Genomic DNA, 24,404 nt, shown 5'->3' with positions numbered 1-24,404 from the left:
GCTGAGGCATGTGCACTTTTCACGTATCACCTGGCACTATTCGCGTATGCCCGAAATGCCGTTGCTCAGCAGGTCGACCGGCCTGCCGGGCTGGCTGGTCCGCGTCGGGCTCGCCTACGGCGTCGTCGGGCTCAGCGTGCTGCCGATCCTGGTGCTCGGCGCGCTGGTGACCTGGTGGATGCAGTCCTGGCAGTGCGCCGAGCAGGAGTGGGGCTGCCTGGAGGAGGGCATCACCATGTGGGCCGGCCTGGCGGTGCTCGCCGCCGTGCTCCACGTGGTCGTCTCGATGCGCGTGGGGCTCGGAGTGGTGCACGGCGTGGTGGTCGTCGTGGTCGCCGCCGTGTCCGCGAACGTCGCCCCGGCGCTCGGCGCCTGGCTCCTGCTCGCGGCAGGCCCCGCGATAGCGGCCATCCTCACGGCGTCCGGCCCGAGCCGCCGACAGCGGCTGGTGCTCGTGGGCTTCGGCGTGATGCTGCTCGTCGGCATGGTGCTGGTGCGCTGAGTGCTGGTGCGCTGACTGCCGGTGGCTAGCCTTGGTCCCGTGGACGAGCCAGCACGGGTCGGCAGCGTGCGCCTGCCGTACTCGACCGAGTACCCGGTCGAGTGGGAGGCCGACGTGGTGCTGCGCGACGGTTCCACCACGCACGTACGCCCGATCCGGCCCGACGACGCCGACGCGCTCCAGCGGTTCCACATGACCCAGTCGGAGCGTTCCACCTACCTCCGGTTCTTCGCCGCCCTGCAGCGCATCCCCGACCGCATGCTCACCCAGTTCGTCACGGTGGACCACGTGCGCCGGGCGGCGCTGGTCGCGGTCCGGCCGGCCCAGGAGCCGGGTCCGGACCAGGCCCAGGGCCAGGACGGGCCCGGCCGCGAGGACATCGTCGGGGTGGCCCGCTACGACGTGACCGACGACCGGCCGGGACGCCGCACCGCCGAGGTCGCGTTCAACATCGCGGACGCGCTCCAGGGCCAGGGCCTCGGGTCGGTCCTGCTGGAGCACATCGCCGCCGCCGCACGCGAGCGGGGCGTGCACCGGTTCATCGCCGAGGTGCTGCCCCAGAACCGCGCGATGCTCGGCGTGTTCCGGGAGGCGGGCTACGCCGTCGAGCAGCACCTGGACGACGGCGTCGTGTCCGTCTCGGTCGACCTCGACCCCACGGACCGGTCCCGCGAGGTCATGGCGGACCGCGAGCACCGCACCGAGGCCCGCTCGATGCAGGGGCTGCTCTCCGCGAAGCGGGTGCTGCTGGTCGGCCCGGCGCAGGGCGGCACCGTCGACGAGCTCCTCGCCGCCCGGGTCCGCGAGGCCCACGCGGCCGACCCCGGCGACACCGAGCTCCTGGTGCTCGGAACGGAAGTGACCTGGGCGGACCTCGGCCAGGTCGGGCTGGGCGGGGAAAGGGCTGCCGGGGAAGGCACAGCCGGGGACGAGACCGCCGAGATCGACCTCGCCGTGATCGCCGCGCCGCCGGAGGAGGTGCTCGACGCCGTCCGGCGCCTGCGCGGCACCGGCGCCCGCGGCGTCGTCGTGCTGTCGGCCGGCTGGGCCGAGGCGGGGCCGGACGGCGTCGCCCGCCGCCGCGAGCTGCTCCGCACCGCCCACACCGAGGGCATGCGGGTGGTGGGCCCGGCGAGCTACGGCCTGCTGACCAACGTCCCGGGCGCGCGCCTGCGCGCGAGCCTCGCGCTCACGGCCCCGCGACCGGGCCGCGTCGGCCTGTTCAGCCAGAGCGCGCCCGCCGCCGTCACGGCGGCAGCCACCGTGAACCGCCGCGGCCTGGGCCTGTCCACGATGGTCTCCGCCGGGCACCGGGCGGACGTGTCGGGCAACGACGTGATGCAGTACTGGCAGGACGACCCGCACACGGACGTCGTGTGCCTCTACCTCGAGACGCTCGGCAACCCCCGCAAGTTCTCGCGTATCGCCCGGCGCCTGGCGCAGGTGAAGCCCGTGATCGTGGTCGTGGCGGGCCGCCACGGGAGCGTGGTGCCGCCCGGGCACGCGGTGCGCGCCACGCGCGCGCCGCGGCGGATGCTCGACGAGGTGCTGCGGCAGTCCGGCGTGATCCGCGCGGAGAACACGCACCAGCTCATGGACGTCGCCCAGGTGCTGGCGCACCAGCCGCTCCCGGCGGGTGGCCGGGTCGGGATCCTCGCGAGCTCACCGTCGCTGGCGGCGCTCGTGGCCGACGCCGTCGCCGCGGCGGGCCTCACCGTCGTCGGGCCGCCGGAGCCGCTCTCGGCCAGTGCCCCCGACGACGAGATCGCCGCCGCCGTCGACGCCCTCTACGCGCCCGGCGCGTGCGACGCCGTCGTGGTGGTCTCCGTGCCCGTGGTCCTGCCGCGCACCGACGCGATAGCCCGCGCCGTGGCCCAGGCCGCCGCCCGCACCGGTCGCACCACCGTCGTCAGCGCGCTGGGGCTGCACGGCATGCCCGACGAGCTCGCCGCCGGCGAGATCCGCATCCCCGCCTTCTCCACGCCCGAGGACGCGGTCTGGGCCCTCGGGGAGGTGGTGCGCTACGCGCAGTGGCGCACACAGAACCACGGCACCCCGGTCCGCCCGGCGCTGCGGGAGGGCGTGTCCGACGGCGCGGCGAGGGCGCAGGCGCGCACGCTGGTCGAGTCGCTGCTGGGCCAGGACCCCGACGGCACGGTGCTGGACCAGGCCGCCGCCACCGAGCTGCTGGCCTGCTACGGCCTGGCCCTGTGGGGCTCCCGGACCGTCCGCACACCCGACGATGCGGTGGCCGCCGCCGAGGAGCTGGGCTGGCCGGTGGCGCTCAAGATCGCCGCGCCCGCCCTGCGCCACCGCGCCGACCTGGGCGGCGTGCGCCTCGACATCGCCGACGCCGAGGACCTGCGCGAGGACGCCGAGCGGATGCTCACCGCGGCGTCGTCCCTGCTGCCGGCGCCCGACCCGGCGCTGGAGGTGCAGGCCATGGCGCCCACCGGCGTGGCATGCGTGGTGCGGTCGGTGGAGGACGAGCTGTTCGGGCCCGTGGTGTCGTTCGGGGTGGCGGGCGACGCCGTCGACCTGCTCGACGACGTGACGCACGGCGTGCCGCCGCTCACCGACGTGGACGTGTCGCGCATGGTGCGCGGCGTCCGGGCAGCCCCGCGCTTGTTCGGCTACCAGGGCGCGCCCGCCGCCGACGTCGACGCGCTCGAGGACGTGCTCGCCCGGGTGTCGGTCATGGCGGAGGACCTGCCGGAGCTCGCGTCGCTGGAGCTGTACCCCGTGGCGGTCGCGGAGCGGGGCGCCTCGGTGCTGCACGCGACGATCCGGCTCCGTCCGGCGGAACGCCGGACCGATGCCCTGCGCAGGGCGCTGCCGGGCTGAGGGCGCCGGCGACCGTCAGGACGGCGAGTCCGGGTCGTCGCCGCCGAAGTTCGCGAACACGTCGGTCATGACCTTGCCGATGTCCTGAGCGCTGGTCGCGTCGTAGAACGTGCCGCCGGTGGCGGTGGCGATGTCCTGGAGCGCTCCGGTGGCGTTCTCGGCGTCGGCCCCGTAGGCCACCGTGTACACCTGGACGCGGTGGTCGTCGTTGTTCAGGGCTGGGTCCCGCAGGTGCGTCAGCAGGTCGTCGAGCCCGCCAGGGTTCTTGGTCTCCTCGCCGTCGCTCAGCACCACCACCGCGTTGATGCGGTCGGCCTCGTGGCTGCTGTGCGCCTGGTCGAACGCCGTGCCGACGGCCTCGTAGAGGGCGGTGTTCCCGCGCGGAACGAGCGCGTCGACCACGCAGCCGCGCAGGGCCGCGGCCGGCGCGTCGTCGCAGTCCGCGTCGACGCAGGCGCCCGTCTGGCCCGCCGCGCACGGCGGCAGCATGCCCGCCGCGCGCAGGTCCGTGAGGGGCAGGACATCGCGGACGGTGTCGGAGAACACGGTGATCCCGAGCCGGTCCTCCGGGGTCAGCATGCCGAGCCCCAGCGTCGCGGCGTCCTGGGCGAGCGCGATCTTCGTGCTGCCGCCCGGGCCGGCCGAGTCGCCCATCGAGCCGGAGACGTCGAGGGCGAGCGTCACGTTGGCGCGGCGCTGGATCCCGACCCAGGTGTCGAGCATCCGCCGCAGGACGTCGGCGGGCGGCGTGGGCAGCACGTCCTGCTCCTGACCGGGCAGGATCGCGAGCGAGCTCTCCAGGGTGGGCGTCGGGTGGGCGAAGTCGTCCGCCTCGCGGAAGCCGAGCTCCACAAACTTCGCCTGTGCCTCCTCCCCGCGCAGGTACTCGTAGAACGCCTCGGCGGCGGCGCGCGTCTCGCCGTTCGGCGGCGTCTGCCCGAGGAGGACGAAGGGGTGGTCCAGGGCGAGAGAGCCTTCCGCGGGGTACACCGCGGTCAGGGGCAGCTCGGGCGGGTCGTCGCACTGGAGCTGGCCGATCTGCCCACCCTCCGGCGCGTTGCAGTTGTACAGGTGGATGAGCTGCTCCTGGACGACGACGGCGTTCACGGGCCGCTCGCCGTCGGGGCCGCCTCGCTGGCCCTCGTCGTAGATCTCCTGCATGAACCCGGTGGCCTCGAGGCCGTAGCGCTGCACCGACTGCTCGATGCCGTGCACGAAGCGGCCGACCGCCGGGTCGTCCACGAGGCCCTGGACCGCCGCCCAGTCCGGGTCCGGGCCGAGCACGTCGCCGTGACCGGCCGACGTCATCCCCGCGTAGTAGGCGGCGACGGTCGCAGCGAGCCCCGACGTCGAGTTGTGCGGGTTGTCGCGGCCGAGCACGAACCCCGGGTCGGCGGACAGCTCGCGCAGCCGGTCCCAGTTCTCCTCACCCTCCGGGAACAGCTCGTCCTTGTCGGCCGCCGGTACGGCGATCGCCAGGACGCTGCTCGTCACGGTTCCGAGCCGCCCGTCGTCGGGCACCATCTCGGGCGACGCCGCGGCCACCTGCTCCACCGACATGCTCGACGTCGGCAGCCAGAGGTCCGGCCGGTTCCCGACGGTGACGGCGGGGTCGTCGTACTGCCAGTCGTTCGCGATGGCGGCTGCGGCGACCCCGGAGGTCAGCCCGGTGACCCGCACGTCGATGCACTGCTGGCCCACGCCGAGGCCGTTCTCGAAGTCGTCCGCGAGTTCCGCGACGAGCTCGTCCTTCTCCGTGGACACCGTCGCGTTCAGCACCACACAGTCCCCTGGGGCGGGCCACCACGGGACCCCACCCGTGAGCAACGACGTGGCGGCGACGGCGAGCAGCGCCGTCGCGAACACGCCAACGACCGCCCGCCAGCGCCGCGTGAACAGGGCGGCGACGCGGGCCCGGAAGGCCCGTGCCCTGGGTTCGAGGCGGTCGCGCAGCGGGACGGGCGGCAGCAGCGCCTTGATCGTCCTGGCCGGGACCGCCCGGGCGTTGCCATGCTCGCCCGTGTCCGCGGTCTCTACGAGCATCCCCATGACGTGCCCGGTGCCCGATTCGATGACGGGAGTGCCGCTGAAGCCCGGCTGGAGCGGCGTGCCGCCCTGCGAGTTGAGCTGCAGGCGGTCCCGGTCGTCATAGTCCGCGACGGTGGACTCGTTCCATGACCCGTGGGGCCGGTCCGTCGGGTAGCCGAACAGGTCGACCTGGGCACGGTTCCGGGGCCGGGTCAGCCGCATCGTGTGCACGTTCTTCGGCAGGACCGCCCGACGCGGGATGTGCAGCACCACGACGTCCAGGCGTGCGTTGTCGACGACGACGTCGGCCGTGCGGGTCCGGTCGTCCGCGAAGAAGGTGACGGAGACCTGAGAGCCCTCCGCCACCACACCGGGCAGCCTTTCGAAGAGGTGGTGGCACGTCACAACCGTGCGGGGGCCGACCACGAAGCCGATGCCGACCGGTCCGTCCGGACCGTTGACCGTGACCAGGCCGTTGACCAGACCGTCGCGGAGCTCCGGCATCACCGCCCACCGCCCGACCAGGTGAGCCGGACCGTGAAGTTCACCTCGGCCGAGCCGCTGGCCACGATCACGGACGTCCCGCCCGTGAGCTTGAGCCCGAACTCGACCTCCGCCGTGTCCGGTCCGGCCGACCTGGCCCACTCGGCCAGCGAGCCGAGCACGGGCCGCAGCTCGCTCAGCGCCGCGTCGAGCGTCGCACCGGCGCGGCCCACGACCGCCCCCGGCCGCGCCGCGGGGACCAGCCCGGCTGTGGTGGGCCGGGACACCTCGACGAGAAACGAATCACCGTCTTCGAGCGGGATCTCGATGACCTGCACCTGACTCGACATTTCCGACATGCCCCCATGCGGTCGTTTTGGAGCACTGTAGTGCTCACCAGGGATTTCGTCCCGCGAGAAGGTTCCTCCGCATCATGTGGACCGGACCTCCGCGCGGATGGGATGATTCTCTTTGTGCCCCATGCCCCTACCGATGCCCGTGACGACCTGACCGCCCACCTGCACCGGGCCGGCTACTACCCGGAGCTCGTCGAGGACGTGCTCGACGTGGCGCTGGCCGGCGAGGAGGTGGTGGCTCACCTGGTGCAGGCCGAGACCACCTTCGACTCGGAGGTGCGCCGTCACCTCACGGTCCTGGTGCTGACGCCGACCCGCCTGGTCACCGCGCACGTGGACGACCACGCGGGGGACGACCCGGCCCGGCCCGGCTCGGCGTCGGCCACCACCGAGGTGGTGCCGGTGCGCGAGATCCGTTCCGTGGCGCTCACGCACGTGATCGCGGACCCGGAGCGGTACCCGCGGCGCGCGGCGACGCGCGAGGTCACGCTCGCGGTGGGCTGGGGCGCGGTGTCGCGCATCGACCTGGAGCCCGCCACCTGCGTGGACCCGAACTGCACGGCGGACCACGGCCTGACCGGCCAGATGACGCCCGACGACGTGGTGGTCCGGGTCTCCGGCGAGGCCGAGGGCGACGCCGCGGTCCGGGCCGCCGTCGACTTCGCGCGCGCACTGTCGCGGGCCACGACTGCGTGACCGCACCGGCACTCCCCGACGGCCTCGTCGCACCGTCCTACGACACCGCCAGCCTGGCCGCCGTGATGCCGGCCGCGGCGGGCGCCCTGGGCCACGACCTCACCACGGCGACCGGCCTCACGGCGGCCGCCTGCCGTGCGGCCTTCGGCCTGCCCGACGCCGACCGCGTGGTCGTCGTCCTGGTGGACGGGCTCGGCATCCGCAACCTCGCCGAGCGCGGGGGGCACGCGCCGTTCCTGCGCGGGCTCCTGCGTGAGCAGGGCGAGGAGGCCGCCACGCTGACCTCCAGCTTTCCGTCCACCACGGCCGCGGGCCTGAGCACCTTCGGCACGGGCACCGCCCCCGGCCGGACCGGCATGCTGGGCTATACGCAGCGCAACCCGGCGACGAACCGGCTGGCCTCCGTGGTGCAGTGGCGGGAGCTCGGCGACCCCGCCGACGTGCAGCGCGAGCCGACGGTCTTCGAGGCGCTCGCCGCGGCCGGCACGCAGGTCACGTCACCCGGCCCGCGGAAGTTCGCCGGGTCCGGCATGACCCAGGCCGCGCTGCGCGGCCCGGCCTATGTCGCCGCGGAGACGTTCGAGCAGCGGGTGGACGCCACGGTCACGGCGCTGCGGCAGCCGGGTGGCGGGCAGCGCCTGGTCTACCTGTACCAGGGCGACGTCGACAAGACCGGGCACGGCTACGGCTGGGACTCCTGGCAGTGGGGCGACGCGCTGGAGTCGACCGACCGCGAGCTGCGCCGCCTGCTGCGCAGCGTCCCGCGCGGCACGCTCGTGCTCGTCACGGCGGACCACGGCCAGATCAAGGCAGACCTGAGCACCCAGTGGGACGTCGCGTTCGACCCGGCGCTGAAGCCGGGCGTATCGATGGTCGGCGGCGAGCCGCGCGCCCTGCACGTCTACGCGGACGAGGACGTCGACCCGGCCGACGTCGCGCGGCGGTGGGCCGAGCGCCTGGGCGACCACGCCGTCGTCGTGCTGCGGGAGCGGGCGATCGCTGCAGGCTGGTTCGGGCCGGTCGCCGAGCACGTCCTGCCCACGATCGGGGACGTGGTGGTGGCGATGACCGGCGGCGCGACCGTGGTGGACTCGCGGGTGCACTCCGCGGACGCCCGGGGGCTGCCCGGCGTGCACGGCTCGTTCACCCCGCACGAGATGCTGGTGCCCCTTCTCACGGCAGTCGCGTAAGGAGTTCCCGTGGCCGAGCTCGTCTTCTTCTCCGGGACCATGGACTCCGGAAAGTCCACCCTGGCCCTCCAGACGGACCACAACTACCGCGCCCGCGGGCGCGAGGGGCTCATCTTCAGCCGCGGCGACCGGGCGGGCCCGGCCCGGGTGTCCAGCCGGCTGGGGCTCGAGGTGGCCGCCCTCGACGTGGCGGACGACACCGACTTCTGGGCCGAGATCAGCGGCCGGCGGTCGAGCGGCGAGGCCGTCGACTACCTCGTGTGCGACGAGGCGCAGTTCTACTCGCCCGCGCAGGTGGAGCAGCTCGCCCGCCTCGTCGACGAGATGGAGATCGACATCTTCGCGTTCGGCATCACCACCGACTTCCGAACCCGGCTCTTCCCCGGCTCGGCCCGCCTCATCGAGCTCGCCGACCGCATCGAGGTGCTCCAGGTCCAGTCGCTGTGCTGGTGCGGGGCGCGCGCCACGCACAACGCCCGCACCGTCGACGGCGTGATGGTCACCGAGGGCGAGCAGGTGGTGATCGGCGACGTCGGCCTCGCCGAGGTCGCGTACGAGGTGCTGTGCCGCCGCCACCACATGCGGCGCATGACCGCGCTGACCGCGCGCCGCCGGTCGGCCCACGAGTCGCTCTGGGGCTGAGCCCGGGCTAGACCTCCGGGCGTGAGCCGAACACGATCTCGTCCCAGCTCGGCACCTGCGCGCGCGACTTGCGGCCGCGCTTCGGTGCCGGCCGCTTGGCGGCGGCGGGCTCGGCCGGCGGTTTCTCCGGCTCGGGCTCCGGCTTCGGGGCGGGTTCGGGTTCCGGCCTGCTCTCGGCGCCCGACGCCGCGCCCGACGCCGGGCCCGACGCAGTATCGGACGTCGTATCCGGCGCCGGGCCCGTGATCTCCCACTGGCTCGGCGCCTCCCACTCGAGGTCGGCGGGGGAGTCCGGCACCTTGACCCTCGGCATCTTCGGGCGGGCCCCGCTGCGCCGCGCGCCGAGGTCGACGACCGAGGCGGGCTCCGTCGCGGGCTCGCTGGGGGCGTCGTCCGGGCCGGAACCCGGCCCCGACCCGGGCTCCGGCCAGGGCGGGCGCCCGTCGGGCCCGTCCATGTCGTCGAGCTCCATGTCGTCGAGCTCCATCAGGTCAGGCCGCTCCGGGTCCGGGGTCGAGCGGCGCGAGGGCCGCTGGCCGCGCCGCTCCGACAGGTTGTCGAGCAGCAGGTCGGTGTCGTCGGGCTCGGGCGGCGTCGTCCGGAACGACCGCTGGTTGCTCCGCTGCGGCGGCAGGGCGGACACCCCGGCGAGGGCCGGGACGCCGTCATCCTCCGGGAGGCCGAGCCAGCGCGCCTCGTCGTCGAGCGCCGTCACGAAGCCGCCGCGCGGGTCGAGGGACCAGCTGGCGGTACGCGTCCGCTCGCCGGCCTCGAACTCGACCCGCACGATCCACGGGTGGCTGCCCTGCCGGGTGGCGCTCCAGCCGGCGTCGTCGGGCCGCACGCCGCGCGAGCGCAGCCGCTCGTCGGCGACCTCGCCGAGCGTGGTGGCGCCGTCGTCGTCCGTCAGGACGGCCTTGGCGCGCACCCGCGCGATCGAGTGCTCCCGCTCGGAGATGACCGCGTACTCGAAGCGCCGCACGTGCTCGATCGGCAGGCCCGAGGCCTCGGCGAGCTGCTCGCACGTCTCGCCCGCCCGGAGGCGGGCCTGGATCTCGCGGGGACGCAGGGTGGACTCCTCCTGGGCGCGGATCGACTCCAGGCGCGGGCGGTCACCACGGATGGCGGCGCGCAGGGCGTCGGTGATGGGCAGGGTGCTCTGGGCGCCGTCGCGCGCAGCAAGGACGAGTCGTTCACCGTCCTCGTGCAGCCGTACCAGCTCCAGCTCGTCCATGCCAGTCCTCCCGGGGTAGTCCTGTGGGCCGAGCCTGCCATCGCGGGGCGGCAGTGCGGCGCAGGCGCGTCGGTGTGCCGCGGGATCGTACGCCGCTGGCGGTTGCGGCAGGATGGGTACGTGATCTCACCCGCACTGCCCGAGCTGCCCGACGGCGCCACAGTCACTTCTCTCCGCGATCTCGCCGTCCGTCTCGCGACGGCCGCAGGCGCCCTGGTGCGTGAGGGCAGACCGGAGCGCGTCGTGGTCGCCGCCACCAAGTCGAGCGACGTGGACCCCGTCACCGTCATGGACCAGGCCTCGGAGGAGCTTCTGCGCGAGATGATCGCCGCGGAGCGCCCCCACGACGCCATCCTCGGCGAGGAGGGCGACGACGTGGCCGGCACCAGCGGCCTGACCTGGGTCCTGGACCCGATCGACGGCACGGTGAACTACCTGTACGGCGTCGCGTCATGGGCGGTGTCAGTGGCTGTGGTCGCCGGCCCGCCGGAGCCCGCCTCGTGGACGATCCTGGCCGGGTGCGTGCACAGCATCGCCGACGGGCGCACCTGGTCGGCCGGGCTCGGCGAGGGCGCCACCCGGGACGGCGTGCCCGTCCGGGTGGGTGCCCCCGCCTCCCTCGGCACCTCGCTGGTGGGCACGGGCTTCGGGTACGACGCCGGACGCCGCGCCCACCAGGCCCAGGTCCTCACGCAGGTGCTGCCGAAGATCCGGGACATCCGGCGGCTCGGCTCGGCGGCGATCGACCTGTGCCTGCTCGCGGACGGCTCGATCGACCTGTACTACGAGCGGGGCCTCAACCCGTGGGACATGGCGGCCGGCGCGATAGTGGCCACCGAGGCGGGGGCGGTGGTGACGGGTCTGCGCGGCGGGCCCGCCGGGAACGCGATGACGGTGGCGGGCCCGCCCGACCTCGTCGCGCAGCTCACCGCGATTCTCGAGGCGGCGGACGCCGACGGCGCGGGGTCCCTCGAACGAGGGTGACGTCTTTATGTGACGCGCCCACGGGCAGTGATCACGGTGAACCCGCCCAAAGCCGAATATCCAAGCGTTGTTGCAGGTCAGGGCATACGTGACCTCGGTTACACGTGCAAATGTAGCGCGCCTGCCGGAAATGGTGCACAATCCGTGGGCCGACTCGGGAACAAAACCGGGGCCGTGTGCATTATCTGCGCGTACACCCGTAACGGACGCCGTTCGACGGCGCTTGCGGTGACCCGGCCGGGGTGGCGTCGAACCCCCGGATGACCCGAACCTCCCGGCATGACCACCTACTCACGGAGAACACCACATGGCAACTGACTACGACGCCCCACGCAAGACCGATGAGGATGTCGAGCAGGATTCGATCCAGGAGCTGCAGGCCCGTCGTTCTGACAAGTCATCGGGCGTTGTGGACGAGGACGAGACCGAAGCGGCCGAGGGCTTTGAGCTCCCGGGCGCCGATCTGTCCGGCGAGGAGCTCGCAGTACGTGTGCTGCCGCGGCAGGCGGACGAGTTCACGTGCTCCAGCTGTTTCCTTGTGCACCACCGCAGCCAGCTGGCCTACGAGAAGGCCGGCCAGATGATCTGCACGGAGTGCGCCGCCTGATCCACCAGGCCTTCGGCACCGACGACACGACCGGGCTGTCATGCAAGTGCGTGGCAGCCTTCGTCGTGTCCGGGGTCGGGCCGGCATCCGGCTCAGCCCTGCAGGGCCTGCACCAGGAGCTCCGGGCGGCGCGTGGAGATGAGCCAGTAGGGGGTGGGGTCGGCCGGGTCGTCGAGCGCGACCCGCACCCCGGTCCTGGCCCACGCGCGGAGGCACACGTACGCGCGCGCGTCCAGGCCGGGGCCGAGCTCGTGCCGCATGGCAGCGACGTCCAGGGCCTCGGCAGCGCCGAGCAGACCGACCGGGATACGGGCGCTCCCGGCACGCAGGACGCCGTCGGACACCTCCACGACGGGCGAGGTCGCCCCCAGGGCGACCGCCGATCCCACGCACACCAGCAGCCCGGCGACGACTGCCGCCGCCGCTTGCACCGGCCACAGCGCGATCGCCGCGATGGCGCCCAGACCGACCGTGCCGAGCCAGCCACCGGGACCAGGCAGAAGACGCTCGTGGAAGGTGAGGGTGGTCGCCGTCATGGGGACATCATCCCAGGCCCGCACGCCTGGCAGGGCACTCTTGCGGCGCCACGCGCCGAGGTGGCGTACTCTTCCGGCGTGCCCACCCCTGTGCCATCCGACGACGGCAGCACGGTCGACGTGCTCATCCGCCTCCTCGACGACGTTCCCGTCCCCTCCTACGCGCACCCCGGCGACGCCGGGGCCGACCTGGTGACGACGGTCGACGTCGAGATCCCGCCGCAGGGCCGGGTGGTGGTCCCCACGGGGGTCTCGATAGCGCTGCCGGACGGCTACGCGGCGTTCGTGCACCCCAGGTCGGGACTGGCCGCGAAGCACGGGGTCACCATCGTGAACGCGCCGGGCACCGTGGACGCGGGCTACCGCGGCGAGATCAAGGTCACGCTGCTCAACACCGACACCACCGAGGCCGTCAAGCTGGCCCGTGGCGACCGGGTGGCGCAGCTCGTGATCCAGAAGGTCGAGCGGGCGCGGTTCCTGGCCGCCGAGACGCTGCCCGGATCGCAGCGGGGCGACGGCGGCTTCGGCTCCAGCGGCGGTTTCGCCGGGCGCTGAACGCCCGGCGCCACGCTGTCCCGGCTTCCGTCCCGACTCCGCCCTGGACGGGTCTAGTCTGTAAATAACGAGCGGATAACGACGCCCGGCGAAGCAATCGCGGGCGCCCGAACTACGAAGGAGCGTGGCTGTGGGTCTGTTCAGCCGACGAGGCACGGCGAATGAGCCCGCATCGGTCGAGTGGGCGTCGGTGGAGGCCGAGCAGCAGAAGCGGCCGCACGGACCGTTCGACCGGTCGCAGGTGGAGGAGATGGGCCCCCGTGTCGACCTCGGTGCGATCTGGCTGCCGGTGATGCCCGGCCTCGAGCTCCGCATGGAGATCGACAAGAAGACGCAGAAGGTGACCGGCGTGACGGCCGCGCTGGAGGGGTCGAACCTCCAGATCCAGGCCTTCGCCGCGCCCCGCACCGAGGGCATCTGGGACGAGATCCGGCACGAGATCGCCCAGTCCGTGAGCGGGCAGGGCGGGATCGTGGACGACGTGCCCGGCGTGTTCGGCCGCGAGCTGCTGGTCCGCATGCCCGTGACCGGCCCGGACGGGCAGTCCGGCCAGCGGCCCGCGCGGTTCGTCGGGGTGGACGGCCCGCGCTGGTTCATCCGCGGCGTCCTCGCGGGCAAGGCGGCGCTCGACGCCGAGGCGGCCAAGCCGCTGGAGTCGGTGTTCGCGAACATCGTGGTGGTGCGCGACCAGAGCCCGCGCCCGCCTCGTGACCTGCTGCCCCTGGCGCTGCCGAAGTCGGCGCGGAAGGATGGTGCCCAGCCGGCCGCATCCGCTGCCGGCCCGGAGGACGCCGTACCGCAGGTTCCGGACCTCGGCCCGCTGCGCCGCGGCCCCGAGATCACCCAGATCGGCTGACGAGGTGAACCACTGATGTCGCTGCGGTCGGCACTCAAGTCCCGCATCGCTGAGACGCTGGCGTCCAACGAGCAGGTCCAGAACATCGAGGAACGCTCCGACGCCTCCAAGAACGTGGGCTGCAAGGCCGTCGCGTCGCTGCCCGTCCGCACCCGCGGCAAGGTAGCCGGCGTGCTGCGCTCGGTGGTGCTGCGCCCGCGCGAGGGCGTGCCCACCACGGAGGCGGAGCTCTTCGACGGGTCCGGCGCCCTTGACCTCGTGTGGCTTGGCCGGCGCACCATCGACGGCATCGAGCCGGGCCGCCGGATCCGCGTCGAGGGCATGGTGTGCGACGTCGATGGGCGCCGCACCATGTTCAACCCGCGCTACGAGCTCCGGCCGCGGCCGGGCGAGTGACCGTGCGCGTGGTCGGGTGAATCAGCACCCAGGCGAGCACGGCACAATGAGTCCCATGAGCGAACCAGCACGTCGCGACGTGCCCCAGCAGTCGTCAGACACCCCAGCGGACGCTCCTGCGCGCGGCGTCCGTGCCCTCGCGGGCGAGGAGTTCTCCGCAGCCCAGGCGATCGGCGGCGTACGCGGCCTGGTGGAGGCCGTGCTGCCCGGCCTGGTGTTCGTGGTCGCGTTCGTGATCTTCACCCCCGACCTGATGATCCCGCTCGTCGCATCGGTCGTGGCCGCGCTGGTGCTCGTCGTGGCGCGCCTGGTACAGCGCACGCCCGTCACGCAGGCACTGGGCGGCCTGCTCGGCATCGCCATCGGCGTGCTGTGGGCCTGGCGGTCCGGCGAGGCGGAGAACTACTACGCGGGCGGCCTGCTGCTCAACGCCGGTTACCTCGTGGTGCTGCTCGGCACGATCGTCGCGCGCCGCCCCGCCGTCGGCTACGTCGTCGAGGGCCTACGCGCCGGCCTGACGCCCGAGGCCGTGAAGGCGGAGGCCAACCGCGCCGCCGACGGCGAGGAGAGGAAGGACGACCAGCCCTCGCCCTTCGCCGCCCTGACGGCCTGGCGGGACGACCCGGCGAAGATGCGCATGTACGCGATAGCCACCTGGCTCTGGGTGGGGCTGTTCGCCCTGCGCCTCGCGGTGAAGACGCCGCTCTACTTCGCCGGTGACATCGCGTGGCTGGGGACGTTCCACCTGCTGCTGGGCGTGCCGCTCTGGGCGCTCGTGCTGTACCTGACCTGGTACGTCGTGCGCCGGCGGCCCGAGCGCTAGCCCTTCGGGACCAGCAGCTTCTGGAGCGCGTCCGTGTCGGCGTCCGCGCCGGCGACCAGCAGCAGCTCGTCGCCGGCCTCCAGGGTGTCGTCGGGGCTGGGCGCCAGCGGCCGGCCGTCGCGCACGATGGTCGCGAGCGTGACGTCGGCCGGCCACACCACCTGGCCCACGCGCGTCCCGGCGACGCGGGAGTCCGCGGGCAGCGTGAGCTCCAGGATGTCGGCGGCGGAGTGGCTGAAGCTGAAGATCTTCACGAGGTCGCCCACGGCGACGGCCTCCTCGACCATCGCGGTCATGATGCGGGGCGTCGAGACCGCGACGTCCACGCCCCAGGACTGGTCGAACATCCACTCGTTCTTCGGGTTGTTCACGCGCGCGACCGTGCGCGGCACGCCGAACTCCGTCTTGCCCAGCAGGGAGAACACGAGGTTCACCTTGTCGTCGCCGGTGGCGCCCACGACGACGTCGGCCTGCTCCAGCTCGGAGGCCTCGAGCGCGGGGAGCTCGCAGGCGTCGGCGAGCACCCACTCCGCCTCGGGGACCTGCGAGACCCGCATGGCCGAGGGGTTCTTGTCGATGATGGTGACCTCGTGGTCGTGGCTGAGCAGCTCCCGGGCGATCGAGCGGCCCACGGAGCCGGCCCCGGCGATGACTACGCGCATCAGTCCTCCTCGACGGGCGGGGCGGCGGTGAGCATCCGCTCCACGACGGCGGTGCTGTCGGTCGTCATGAGCAGGTGCAGCACGTCGTTCTCCTGGAGCACTGTGTCGGGTGTGGGCAGCACCGCCGTCGTGTACCGGATCACGAAAGCGACGCGCGCTCCGGTGGCGGCCTCGAGGCTGAGCAGCGTGCGGCCCACCCAGCGGCGGTGGTAGTCGATCTGCGCCAGCCGGACGGTGCCGGACGGGTCGACGTACTCGTCGGTGGCACCCAGCGGGAGCATCCGGCGCAGCACCTGGTCCGCGGTCCAGCGCACGGTGGCGACCGTGGGGATGCCCAGACGCTGGTAGATCTCGGCGCGGTGCGGGTCGTAGATGCGGGCCACCACGTTGTCCACGCCGTAGGTCTCGCGCACCACGCGGGCCGCCAGGATGTTGGAGTTGTCTCCGTCGGACACCGCGGCGAACGCGTACGTGTCCTCGATCCCCGCCTGGACCAGGGTGTCGCGGTCGAAACCGACCCCGGTCACCTTCTTGCCGGAAAAGTCTGCGGGCAGGCGCCGAAACGCGTCCGGGTTCTGGTCGATGACGGCCACGGAGTGCCCGCGGCCCTCGATCTCCTGCGCGAGGCTGGAGCCCACGCGGCCGCAGCCCATGATCACGAAGTGCACGGACGGAACGCTACCGCGCCGGTGACGCCTTTGGTGCGCTACCGACCATCAACGGGCATAGAGTCTTCCAACGTGTCGGACATTGTCGATGCGGCCAAACGACTGCTCGTCGGCCGCCCTATGCGCAGCGAGAGCTTGGGGCACACGCTGCTGCCCAAGCGGATCGCCCTGCCCGTGTTCGCCTCCGACGCCCTGTCGTCCGTCGCGTACGCACCGGACGAGATCCTCCTGACTCTTTCGCTGGCCGGTGTGGCCGCCCTGGCGTTCTCGCCATGGGTCGGCCTCGCGGTGGTAGTGGTGCTGCTCATCGTGGTCGCGTCCTACCGCCAGAACGTGCACGCCTACCCGTCCGGCGGCGGCGACTACGAGGTCGCCACCACCAATCTGGGCCGGTCGGCGGGCATCGGCGTGGCGTCCGCGCTGCTCGTCGACTACGTGCTCACCGTGGCGGTGTCGATCTCGGCGGCCGCCCAGTACGCGTCCGCGGCCATCCCCGCGCTGCGCGGGAACGAGGCGACCGCGGCGGTGATCGCCGTGGCGCTGCTCACCCTGGTCAACCTGCGCGGCGTCAAGGAGTCGGGCACGGCATTCGCGATCCCGACCTACTGCTACATGGCGATCGTCGGGGCCCTGGTGGTCACCGGCGCGTTCCGCTTCTTCTCGGGAAGCCTGCCGAAGGCCCAGAGCGCGGAGTTCGAGCTCTCCGCGGAGGCAGCCTTCGACCAGGGCCTGATCGGCATCGGGGGCGCGTTCCTGCTGGCCCGGGCGTTCGCGTCCGGCTGCGCCGCCCTGACCGGCGTCGAGGCCATCAGCAACGGTGTGCCCGCGTTCCGCAAGCCGAAGTCGCGCAACGCCGCGACCACGCTGCTGCTTCTCGGCACCATCTCCTCGACGATGATCATCTCGATCCTGCTGCTGGCCCAGGCCACGGGCGTCCAGTTCGCCGAGGACCCGCACAGCCAGCTCACGCTGAACGGGGAGCCGGTCTCCGACCACTACGTGCAGATCCCCGTGATCGGCCAGCTCGCCGAGGCCGTGTTCTCCGGCTTCCCGCCCGCCTTCTACGCGGTGTCCGCCGTCACGGGCCTGATCCTGGTGCTCGCCGCGAACACGGCGTTCAACGGGTTCCCGGTGCTGGGCTCGATCCTCGGCCGCGACGGCTACCTGCCGCGCCAGCTGCACACCCGCGGCGACCGCCTCGCGTTCTCGAACGGCATCATCACGCTTGCGATCGCCGCGATAGTCCTGATCATCGCGTTCGACGCCGAGACGACCCGCCTCATCCAGCTCTACATCGTGGGCGTGTTCGTGTCGTTCACGCTGTCCCAGCTCGGCATGCTGCGGCACTGGACGCGCGAGCTGCGCACCGAGCCCAACCCCGAGGTGCGCAGCCGCATGAAGCGCTCGCGGGTGGTCAACGGCATGGGCTTCGCGCTCACTGGCACCGTCCTGATCATCGTGCTGGCCACCAAGTTCACCCACGGCGCCTGGATCACGATCCTCGCCATGGGCGTGCTGTTCGTCCTCATGCAGGGAATCCGCAAGCACTACGACCGGGTGCGCGACGAGCTGGCGCTGGACGACGTCTCCGCCGCCCGCGCACTGCCGAGCCGCGTGCACGCCATCGTGCTGGTCTCCAAGGTGCACAAGCCGACCATGCGCGCCCTCTCCTATGCGCGGGCGGCACGGCCCAACGTGCTGGAGGCGGTCACCGTGGGCGTGGACCGCGAGGACATCGAGGGCCTCGTCGCCCAGTGGGAGGCCCTCGACCTGCCCGTGCCGCTGCGCATCCTCGACTCGCCGTTCCGCGAGATCACCCGGCCCGTGCTCAAGTACGTGCGGTCGGTGCACCGCGAGTCGCCGCGCGACCTCGTGATCGTCTACATCCCCGAGTACGTGGTGGGGCACTGGTGGGAGCAGCTGCTGCACAACCAGTCCGCGCTGCGCCTCAAGGGGAGCCTGCTGTTCACCCCCGGGGTCGTCGTGGCATCCGTGCCGTGGCAGCTCGCCTCGACGCAGGGCCAGACCGGCCTCGAGGGCGACACGTTCATGGACGGCCGCCGGCTCTGAGGCGCAGGTAGGCCACGGGCAGCCGTCCGGGCAGGGGATACTGGGGGCATGCCCCGCAACCCCGACCGTCGCACCGCGCCCGCCGACCCCGAGCAGGGCGGCCGCCCGCGCCGTCGTCCGCAGCGTTCCCCGCGGCCGGGCCGGGCCCGCCGCGTGAGCGACGCCGCGCCCGCGGCCGAGGTGGGCCTCGAGGTCGAGCTGGAGGTCGGTCCCGTCGCGCACGGCGGCCACTGCGTGGCCCGCCTGGACGGCCGCGTCGTCTTCGTCCGCCACACCCTGCCGGGTGAGCGCGTCCGCGCCCGCGTCACCGAGGGCGGCCCGAGCTTCTGGCGGGCCGACGCCGTCGAGGTGCTCCAGGCGTCGCCCGACCGTGTCGAGCCCGCCTGGCCCGCCGCCGGGGCCGACGGCGTGGGCGGTGGCGAGCTGTCGCACGTCGCACTGCCCGCGCAGCGGCGCTGGAAGACCGACGTGCTCGTGGAGCAGCTGCAGCGCCTGGGCCGCATCGACACCGAGTGGCTGGCCCGCGAGGTCACCGTCGAGGCCGCGCCCGGTGACGACGAGCGCCGCGGCCTGCACTACCGCACCCGCATCGACCTGGTGGCCGACGCCGACGGCCGCGCCGGAATGCGCAAGCACCGCTCGCACGACGTCCTCGCGCTGAAGAAGATGCCGCTCGCGACCGCCGAGCTCTCGGCGTTCGCGATCGCCGAGGAGGTGTTCACCCGCACCTGGCAGCCGGGCGCGCAGCTGGCGCTCGTGGCGCCGTCCGAGGGCGACCCGGTGCTGCTGGTCGACGGCGAGCCGTGGCGCCGCGGCAAGCCCGACAGTCGGCCCAACGCCCGCCGCGCGGTGACCGAGACGGTGACCGGGCCGTGGGGCACGCACCGCTACCGCGTGGCCGCCGACGGGTTCTGGCAGGTGCACCGCGAGGCGCCGGCCGTGCTGACCGGCGCGGTGCTGGAGGCGACCGGCGCGACGTCGGGCGAGCTGGCCGGGGCCACCGTGCTGGACCTGTACTCCGGCGCCGGGCTCTTCACGCTGCCGCTCGCGGACGCCGTCGGGCCCGACGGACGGGTGGTCGCGGTCGAGGGCGACACCCAGGCCGCGAAGGACGCCCGCCGCAACGCGCACGCGTTCGGGCAGGTGGAGCTGCAGGTGGGATCCGTGGAGCGGGTGCTGGCGGGCGGCCCGGGCGAGGCCGTCGTGCCGGACGCCGACGTCGTGGTGCTGGACCCGCCGCGGTCCGGTGCCGGGCGAGCAGTCGTGGACGCCGTCGCCGGCCGGGTCCCGCGTCGCGTCGTGTACGTGGCGTGCGACCCGGCGGCGCTCGCGCGCGACGTCGGCTACTTCGCCGGGCACGGTTACACCCTCACAGGCGTGCGCGCGTTCGATCTCTTCCCGCACACGCACCACGTCGAGGCGGTAGCCGTGCTCGACCGGCAGGGTTGACGGGCAAGATGGACAAAGCGCCCTGTTCGGGCGCATAGGATGCGCATCGTGAAGCGGTGGCTGGTAGTCGGCGGGATCGTAATTTCCGTGGTGGTGGCGTTCGCCGTCGCCGTCGCGGTGGGCATGATCGTGGGTGGCGGCGGCATGACGTCCGGCGAGCCCACCCTGGCGCCGGACAGCTCGTCGGCCCCGGTCGCGACGGTGTCGCCGTCGCCGACGCCGGCTCCCACGCCGTCGGCGACGAATGCCGAGACCGAGCCGCTCACGGCGCTGTTCGTCGGCGACTCGTACACGGTGGGCCAGGGCGCGTCGTCGCCCGCGAAGCGGTGGAGCACGCTGGTGGCCCGCGAGCTGGGCTGGACCGAGCGCAACGTCGCGGACGGCGGGACCGGCTTCGTGCGCAGGTATCCGGAGCGGGACCTGCTCTCGTACCGGGAGCAGCTGCGCTCCGTGGGCCCCAAGGGCGTGGACGTCGTGGTGATCGCGGGCGGCCAGAACGACTTCGGCGAGCTGCGGACGAGGCCGGCGCGCGTCTTCGAGGCGGTCGCCGACACGTACGCGCTGGCCGCACAGCGGTTCCCAGAGGCGCAGATCGTCGCGGTCGGGCCGTCCACGCCGTGGGCCATCGGGCTGGAGGCTCGCGCCCTCGACAGCGCGGTGCGGGCGGCGGCAGAGAAGCACGGGGCAACGTACGTCTCGCTGATCGACCCCGACGTGGTGCGGGAGGGCTACGTGCACGAGGACGGCGTCCACGTCACCGACCTGGGCAACGCAGCGATCGCGCGCCGGGTGATCTCGCAGATATCTTGACGTCAAGATAAATGCGTTATGCTGGCCTGAGCAGCCCGGCCTAGGCTGGGTGAAGCCCCCTGGAACCCATGCGAAGGCTCCTTTGCGCGATGACCGCGCCTGTGAGAGCCGACGCCCCGTCAGCCCCGCAGAAGGAGCCACAGTGAGCACCGTGGACACGTTCGGATCGAAGGGAACGCTGGAGGTCTCCGGCAAGTCCTACGAGATCTTCCGGCTCAGTGCGGTCGAGGGAGTGGAGCGCCTCCCGTACTCGCTGAAGATCCTCGCCGAGAACCTCCTGCGCACCGAGGACGGCGCGAACATCACCGCCGACCACGTGCGCGCCCTCGCGTCCTGGGACCCCGACGCGCAGCCCGACACCGAGATCCAGTTCACGCCGGCGCGCGTGATCATGCAGGACTTCACCGGCGTCCCCTGCGTCGTGGACCTCGCCACCATGCGTGAGGCCGTCGCCGCCCTCGGCGGTGACGCGACCAAGGTCAACCCGCTCGCCCCCGCCGAGATGGTCATCGACCACTCCGTGCAGATCGACGTCGCCGGCCGCGCCGACGCGTTCCAGCGCAACGTCGAGTTCGAGTACCAGCGCAACCACGAGCGCTACCAGTTCCTGCGCTGGGGCCAGACGGCGTTCGACGACTTCAAGGTGGTCCCGCCGGGCACCGGCATCGTGCACCAGGTCAACATCGAGTACCTGGCCCGCACGGTCATGACCCGCGAGGTCGACGGCGCGCTGCGCGCCTACCCCGACACCTGCGTCGGCACCGACTCGCACACCACCATGGTCAACGGCCTGGGCGTGCTGGGCTGGGGCGTCGGCGGCATCGAGGCCGAGGCAGCGATGCTCGGGCAGCCGGTCTCGATGCTCATCCCGCGCGTCGTCGGCTTCAAGCTGAGCGGCTCCATCCCGGCGGCCGTGACCGCTACCGACGTGGTGCTCACGATCACCCAGCTGCTGCGGGAGCACGGCGTGGTCGGCAAGTTCGTCGAGTTCTACGGCGAGGGCGTGGCCCAGGTGCCGCTCGCGAACCGCGCCACCATCGGCAACATGTCGCCGGAGTTCGGCTCCACGGCCGCGATCTTCCCGATCGACTCCGTCACCGTGGACTACCTGCGCCTGACCGGCCGCTCCGAGGACCAGCTCGCGCTGGTGGAGGCGTACGCCAAGGAGCAGGGCCTGTGGCTCGACGCCGAGACGCCGGAGCCGCTGTTCTCCGAGTACCTCGAGCTCGACCTGTCGACCGTGGTGCCCTCGATCGCCGGGCCGAAGCGCCCGCAGGACCGCATCGAGCTGTCCCACGCCAAGAGCGCCTTCACGCGCGACCTGCCGAACTACGCGCCCGAGGTCACGGACCAGGTGGACGAGGCCGAGAAGGAGTCGTTCCCCGCGTCCGACTCGCCGGCCATCACGCCGAACGGCCGCAAGCACGTGCACGTCACGAACAGCGAGGGCAAGGAGTTCGACCTGTTCCACGGCGCCGTCGCGATCGCCTCGATCACGTCCTGCACCAACACCTCGAACCCGTCGGTCATGATCGCCGCGGCGCTGCTCGCGAAGAACGCCGTCGAGAAGGGCCTCGTGTCCAAGCCGTGGGTCAAGACCTCCATGGCGCCGGGCTCGCAGGTCGTGACCAACTACTACGAGAAGGCCGGCCTCTGGCCGTACCTCGAGAAGCTGGGCTTCCACCTGGTGGGCTACGGCTGCGCCACCTGCATCGGCAACTCCGGCCCGCTCGACGAGAAGGTCTCGGAGGCCGTCAACGAGCACGACCTGTCGGTCGTCTCGGTGCTGTCGGGCAACCGCAACTTCGAGGGCCGCATCAACCCGGACGTCAAGATGAACTACCTGGCGTCCCCGCCGCTGGTCATCGCGTACGCCCTGGCCGGCACCATGGAGTTCGACTTCGAGCACGACCCGCTGGGCCGCGACGAGGCCGGCAAGCCGGTGTTCCTCCGGGACCTGTGGCCCTCGCCGGACGAGGTCGAGAAGACGATCGCGTCCTCGATCGACCGCAAGATGTTCGAGTCGGACTACGCCGACGTCTTCAAGGGCGACGAGCGCTGGGCCGCCCTGGAAACTCCCGAGGGCGACACGTTCTCCTGGGACCCCGAGTCGACCTACGTGCGCAAGCCCCCGTACTTCGACGGCATGGGCATGACGCCGGAGCCAGTCGCCGACGTCACGGGCGCCCGCGTGCTCGCCAAGCTGGGCGACTCGGTCACCACCGACCACATCAGCCCGGCCGGCTCGATCAAGCCGGACAGCCCGGCGGGCAAGTACCTCGCCGAGCACGGCGTGGGCCGTCGCGACTTCAACTCGTACGGCTCCCGCCGCGGTAACCACGAGGTCATGATCCGCGGCACGTTCGCGAACATCCGCCTGCGCAACCAGCTCCTGGCCTCGGAGAACAACGGCGCGGGCGTCGAGGGTGGCTTCACCTTCAACTTCGTGAAGGGCGCGCAGGACACGATCTACGACGCCGCGCAGGACTACGCCGCGGCCGGCACCCCGCTCGTGGTGCTCGGCGGCAAGGAGTACGGCTCCGGCTCGTCGCGTGACTGGGCCGCCAAGGGCACCGCGCTCCTGGGCGTCAAGGCGGTCATCACCGAGAGCTTCGAGCGAATCCACCGCTCGAACCTCATCGGCATGGGCGTGCTGCCGCTGCAGTTCCCGGTCGGCCAGAGCGCCGAGTCGCTGGGCCTGGACGGCACTGAGACCTTCGACATCACGGGCGTCACGGCGCTGAACGAGGGCATCACGCCCGAGACGGTCAACGTCACGGCGACCAAGGCCGACGGCTCGCAGGTCGAGTTCGGCGCCGTGGTCCGCATCGACACCCCGGGCGAGGCGGACTACTACCGCAACGGCGGCATCCTGCAGTACGTGCTGCGCTCGCTGGTCGCGTGAGGTAGTACCGGGTCTCGACAGGCTCGACCACCGGTGGTCGAGCCTGTCGAGGAACCCTTCGTTGTGGGCGCGATCGTTGCGCCTAAAACGGGCGCGTAGTCGCAACGATCGCGCCCACAACATGGTGGTGGTTAGGCGTCAGCGGGGACCGGGGCTGTGAGGTGGTCGACGACGCGGCCGCGGACGGCGTGGTCCCGGACGATCCGGTTGTGGCCGAGGCCTGTGGTGGTCACCAGCTCCGCGGAGTCTGCGTGCACCGCGAGCAGGAGCTCGGCATGGCGATACGGGACCTGCCGGTCGTCCGTGTCGTGCAGGAACAGGGCGGGGACCGCGCCGGGCACCGGCCGCCGCGTGAGGTCGTACCGCTCGTAGACGTCGGGCACGTCGGGGAACCTGCGGCGGCGGACGACGTCGTCGAACTGCGGGCGCAGGCTCGGCGGCAGGCCGGCGAGCGCGAAGAACCCTTCGGCCAGCGCGGACGCGGACGAGACGCCGGACAGGCTGGTGAACCGGCGCGCCGCCACCCCGTCCGCCAGCGCGACGCCGCCGGCGAGGGCCCCGGCGGAGTGGCCGACGACACCCGCCCACGCGGCCGGCTCGGCGTCCGACAGGCGGTGGATGATCGCCACGTCGTCGACGATCGTTCGCCGGCGGCCGCCCGAGTCGCCGTGCGCGGGCGCGTCGTAGGCGACGGCGCGCAGGCCGGCCGCCAGCAGGTCCTCGACGAACGGCGCGAAGAACGACGCGCGGGACTGCCAGCCGTGCACCAGGAGGACGCCGGGCGCGTCGGTCTCGCCCCAGGTGTACACGACGACGTCGACAGGCTTGCGCCCGGTGGTGGCCATGCGCTGGTGCCGGATCGTGCTGGTGCGTGCCGCCTCGTGGACCGCGCGCTCCTGCGGGCGGACCGCGGCAGGCGGCCCGACGCGGAAGTAGAGCCGGGTCGCGACCTCGGCCGCGAGCGGCGGCGCGATGCGGGCGAGGGCCCGGAGCGAGGCGGCGGTGACGCGCAGGGCGGGGGGCATGGTGCGCTCCTTGGGTGCTGAAGAAACTGTCCGTACGATCGTTCGGACACTAGCACGCTGTCCGAACGGTCGTACAGTTTCTT

Annotated in this window: 22 protein-coding genes; 15 read left to right on the top strand and 7 right to left on the bottom strand. The window is 72.7% G+C overall.

The window, feature by feature from the left end:
- The first annotated feature begins 46 nt into the window (after positions 1 to 46).
- Positions 47 to 502 (top strand): hypothetical protein, encoded by a 456-nt coding sequence (locus tag IE250_RS01640; protein ID WP_189667521.1) that lies wholly within the window; start codon positions 47 to 49, stop codon positions 500 to 502.
- A gap of 39 nt (positions 503 to 541) precedes the next feature.
- Positions 542 to 3,346 (top strand): bifunctional acetate--CoA ligase family protein/GNAT family N-acetyltransferase, encoded by a 2,805-nt coding sequence (locus IE250_RS01635; protein ID WP_229872045.1) that lies wholly within the window; start codon positions 542 to 544, stop codon positions 3,344 to 3,346.
- A 15-nt stretch (positions 3,347 to 3,361) separates the two neighbouring features.
- On the opposite strand, the gene IE250_RS01630 is transcribed toward IE250_RS01635, so the two are convergent.
- Together IE250_RS01630 and IE250_RS01625 are read right to left on the bottom strand one after the other, a co-directional pair.
- Entirely contained in the window at positions 3,362 to 5,878 is a 2,517-nt protein-coding gene (locus IE250_RS01630) for a substrate-binding domain-containing protein (RefSeq protein ID WP_189667520.1), read from the bottom strand.
- The gene (locus IE250_RS01625) at positions 5,878 to 6,207 is read right to left on the bottom strand and encodes a CU044_2847 family protein (RefSeq protein ID WP_189667519.1); all 330 of its coding nucleotides are present in this window, start codon (positions 6,205 to 6,207) and stop codon (positions 5,878 to 5,880) included. Before IE250_RS01625 ends, IE250_RS01630 begins: the two co-directional genes overlap by 1 nt.
- Positions 6,208 to 6,330: 123 nt before the next feature.
- On the opposite strand from IE250_RS01625, the gene IE250_RS01620 reads away from it, so the two are divergent.
- Genes IE250_RS01620 through IE250_RS01610 form a run of 3 tightly spaced genes read left to right on the top strand, consistent with a single transcriptional unit; the run spans position 6,331 to position 8,741 of the window.
- A complete protein-coding gene (locus tag IE250_RS01620; protein WP_229872044.1) occupies positions 6,331 to 6,909 on the top strand; it encodes a DUF5998 family protein in 579 nt (192 codons plus the stop codon).
- The gene (locus IE250_RS01615) at positions 6,906 to 8,099 is read left to right on the top strand and encodes an alkaline phosphatase family protein (RefSeq protein WP_189667517.1); all 1,194 of its coding nucleotides are present in this window, start codon (positions 6,906 to 6,908) and stop codon (positions 8,097 to 8,099) included. The genes IE250_RS01620 and IE250_RS01615 overlap by 4 nt, the downstream gene beginning before the upstream one ends.
- Positions 8,100 to 8,108: 9 nt before the next feature.
- Positions 8,109 to 8,741, top strand: a complete 633-nt coding sequence (locus IE250_RS01610) for a thymidine kinase (protein ID WP_189667516.1) — start codon at positions 8,109 to 8,111, stop codon at positions 8,739 to 8,741.
- A gap of 7 nt (positions 8,742 to 8,748) precedes the next feature.
- Here the strand turns inward: IE250_RS01610 and sepH are convergent, their stop codons facing one another.
- Positions 8,749 to 9,975, bottom strand: coding sequence for a septation protein SepH (gene sepH / locus IE250_RS01605; RefSeq protein WP_189667515.1), 1,227 nt, complete (start codon positions 9,973 to 9,975; stop codon positions 8,749 to 8,751).
- Between the two features lie 120 nt (positions 9,976 to 10,095).
- Between sepH and IE250_RS01600 the strand changes: the two genes are divergently transcribed.
- Together IE250_RS01600 and IE250_RS01595 are read left to right on the top strand one after the other, a co-directional pair.
- Positions 10,096 to 10,959, top strand: coding sequence for an inositol monophosphatase family protein (locus IE250_RS01600; RefSeq protein ID WP_189667514.1), 864 nt, complete (start codon positions 10,096 to 10,098; stop codon positions 10,957 to 10,959).
- A 307-nt stretch (positions 10,960 to 11,266) separates the two neighbouring features.
- Complete coding sequence (locus IE250_RS01595; RefSeq protein WP_116675819.1) at positions 11,267 to 11,566, top strand: DUF4193 domain-containing protein; 300 nt, start codon at positions 11,267 to 11,269, stop codon at positions 11,564 to 11,566.
- A gap of 92 nt (positions 11,567 to 11,658) precedes the next feature.
- Here the strand turns inward: IE250_RS01595 and IE250_RS01590 are convergent, their stop codons facing one another.
- A complete protein-coding gene (locus IE250_RS01590; protein WP_189667513.1) occupies positions 11,659 to 12,102 on the bottom strand; it encodes a DUF3093 domain-containing protein in 444 nt (147 codons plus the stop codon).
- A 78-nt stretch (positions 12,103 to 12,180) separates the two neighbouring features.
- On the opposite strand from IE250_RS01590, the gene dut reads away from it, so the two are divergent.
- The 4 genes from dut (at position 12,181) to IE250_RS01570 (ending at position 14,732) form a co-directional block, all read left to right on the top strand.
- Positions 12,181 to 12,657 (top strand): dUTP diphosphatase, encoded by a 477-nt coding sequence (gene dut, locus IE250_RS01585; protein ID WP_229872043.1) that lies wholly within the window; start codon positions 12,181 to 12,183, stop codon positions 12,655 to 12,657.
- A 130-nt stretch (positions 12,658 to 12,787) separates the two neighbouring features.
- The gene (locus IE250_RS01580) at positions 12,788 to 13,513 is read left to right on the top strand and encodes a DUF3710 domain-containing protein (RefSeq protein WP_189667512.1); all 726 of its coding nucleotides are present in this window, start codon (positions 12,788 to 12,790) and stop codon (positions 13,511 to 13,513) included.
- Between the two features lie 15 nt (positions 13,514 to 13,528).
- The gene (locus IE250_RS01575) at positions 13,529 to 13,909 is read left to right on the top strand and encodes an OB-fold nucleic acid binding domain-containing protein (protein WP_189667511.1); all 381 of its coding nucleotides are present in this window, start codon (positions 13,529 to 13,531) and stop codon (positions 13,907 to 13,909) included.
- Positions 13,910 to 13,964: 55 nt separating this feature from the next.
- A complete protein-coding gene (locus tag IE250_RS01570) occupies positions 13,965 to 14,732 on the top strand; it encodes a DUF3159 domain-containing protein (RefSeq protein WP_189667510.1) in 768 nt (255 codons plus the stop codon).
- Here IE250_RS01570 and IE250_RS01565 read toward each other — a convergent pair.
- Together IE250_RS01565 and IE250_RS01560 are read right to left on the bottom strand one after the other, a co-directional pair.
- Positions 14,729 to 15,394, bottom strand: coding sequence for a potassium channel family protein (locus IE250_RS01565; protein WP_189667509.1), 666 nt, complete (start codon positions 15,392 to 15,394; stop codon positions 14,729 to 14,731). The genes IE250_RS01570 and IE250_RS01565 overlap by 4 nt on opposite strands.
- Complete coding sequence (locus IE250_RS01560) at positions 15,394 to 16,047, bottom strand: potassium channel family protein (protein WP_189668275.1); 654 nt, start codon at positions 16,045 to 16,047, stop codon at positions 15,394 to 15,396. Before IE250_RS01560 ends, IE250_RS01565 begins: the two co-directional genes overlap by 1 nt.
- Positions 16,048 to 16,134: 87 nt before the next feature.
- Here IE250_RS01560 and IE250_RS01555 point away from each other — a divergent pair, with 87 nt between their 5' ends.
- From IE250_RS01555 to acnA, 4 genes are all read left to right on the top strand, one after another.
- Positions 16,135 to 18,132, top strand: a complete 1,998-nt coding sequence (locus IE250_RS01555) for an APC family permease (protein ID WP_189667508.1) — start codon at positions 16,135 to 16,137, stop codon at positions 18,130 to 18,132.
- A 48-nt stretch (positions 18,133 to 18,180) separates the two neighbouring features.
- Positions 18,181 to 19,581, top strand: coding sequence for a class I SAM-dependent RNA methyltransferase (locus IE250_RS01550; RefSeq protein WP_189667507.1), 1,401 nt, complete (start codon positions 18,181 to 18,183; stop codon positions 19,579 to 19,581).
- Between the two features lie 48 nt (positions 19,582 to 19,629).
- Positions 19,630 to 20,391, top strand: coding sequence for an SGNH/GDSL hydrolase family protein (locus IE250_RS01545; protein WP_189667506.1), 762 nt, complete (start codon positions 19,630 to 19,632; stop codon positions 20,389 to 20,391).
- 142 nt (positions 20,392 to 20,533) lie between these two features.
- Positions 20,534 to 23,296, top strand: coding sequence for an aconitate hydratase AcnA (gene acnA / locus IE250_RS01540; protein WP_189667505.1), 2,763 nt, complete (start codon positions 20,534 to 20,536; stop codon positions 23,294 to 23,296).
- Between the two features lie 131 nt (positions 23,297 to 23,427).
- Here the strand turns inward: acnA and IE250_RS01535 are convergent, their stop codons facing one another.
- Positions 23,428 to 24,321 (bottom strand): alpha/beta fold hydrolase, encoded by an 894-nt coding sequence (locus IE250_RS01535; protein ID WP_189667504.1) that lies wholly within the window; start codon positions 24,319 to 24,321, stop codon positions 23,428 to 23,430.
- Positions 24,322 to 24,404: the final 83 nt, after the last annotated feature.

Source organism: Promicromonospora soli (assembly GCF_014653785.1).
Lineage (GTDB): Bacteria > Actinomycetota > Actinomycetes > Actinomycetales > Cellulomonadaceae > Promicromonospora > Promicromonospora soli.
The sequence above is the reverse complement of the archived record's forward strand: the minus strand, read 5'-3'. Positions and strand labels throughout refer to the sequence as shown.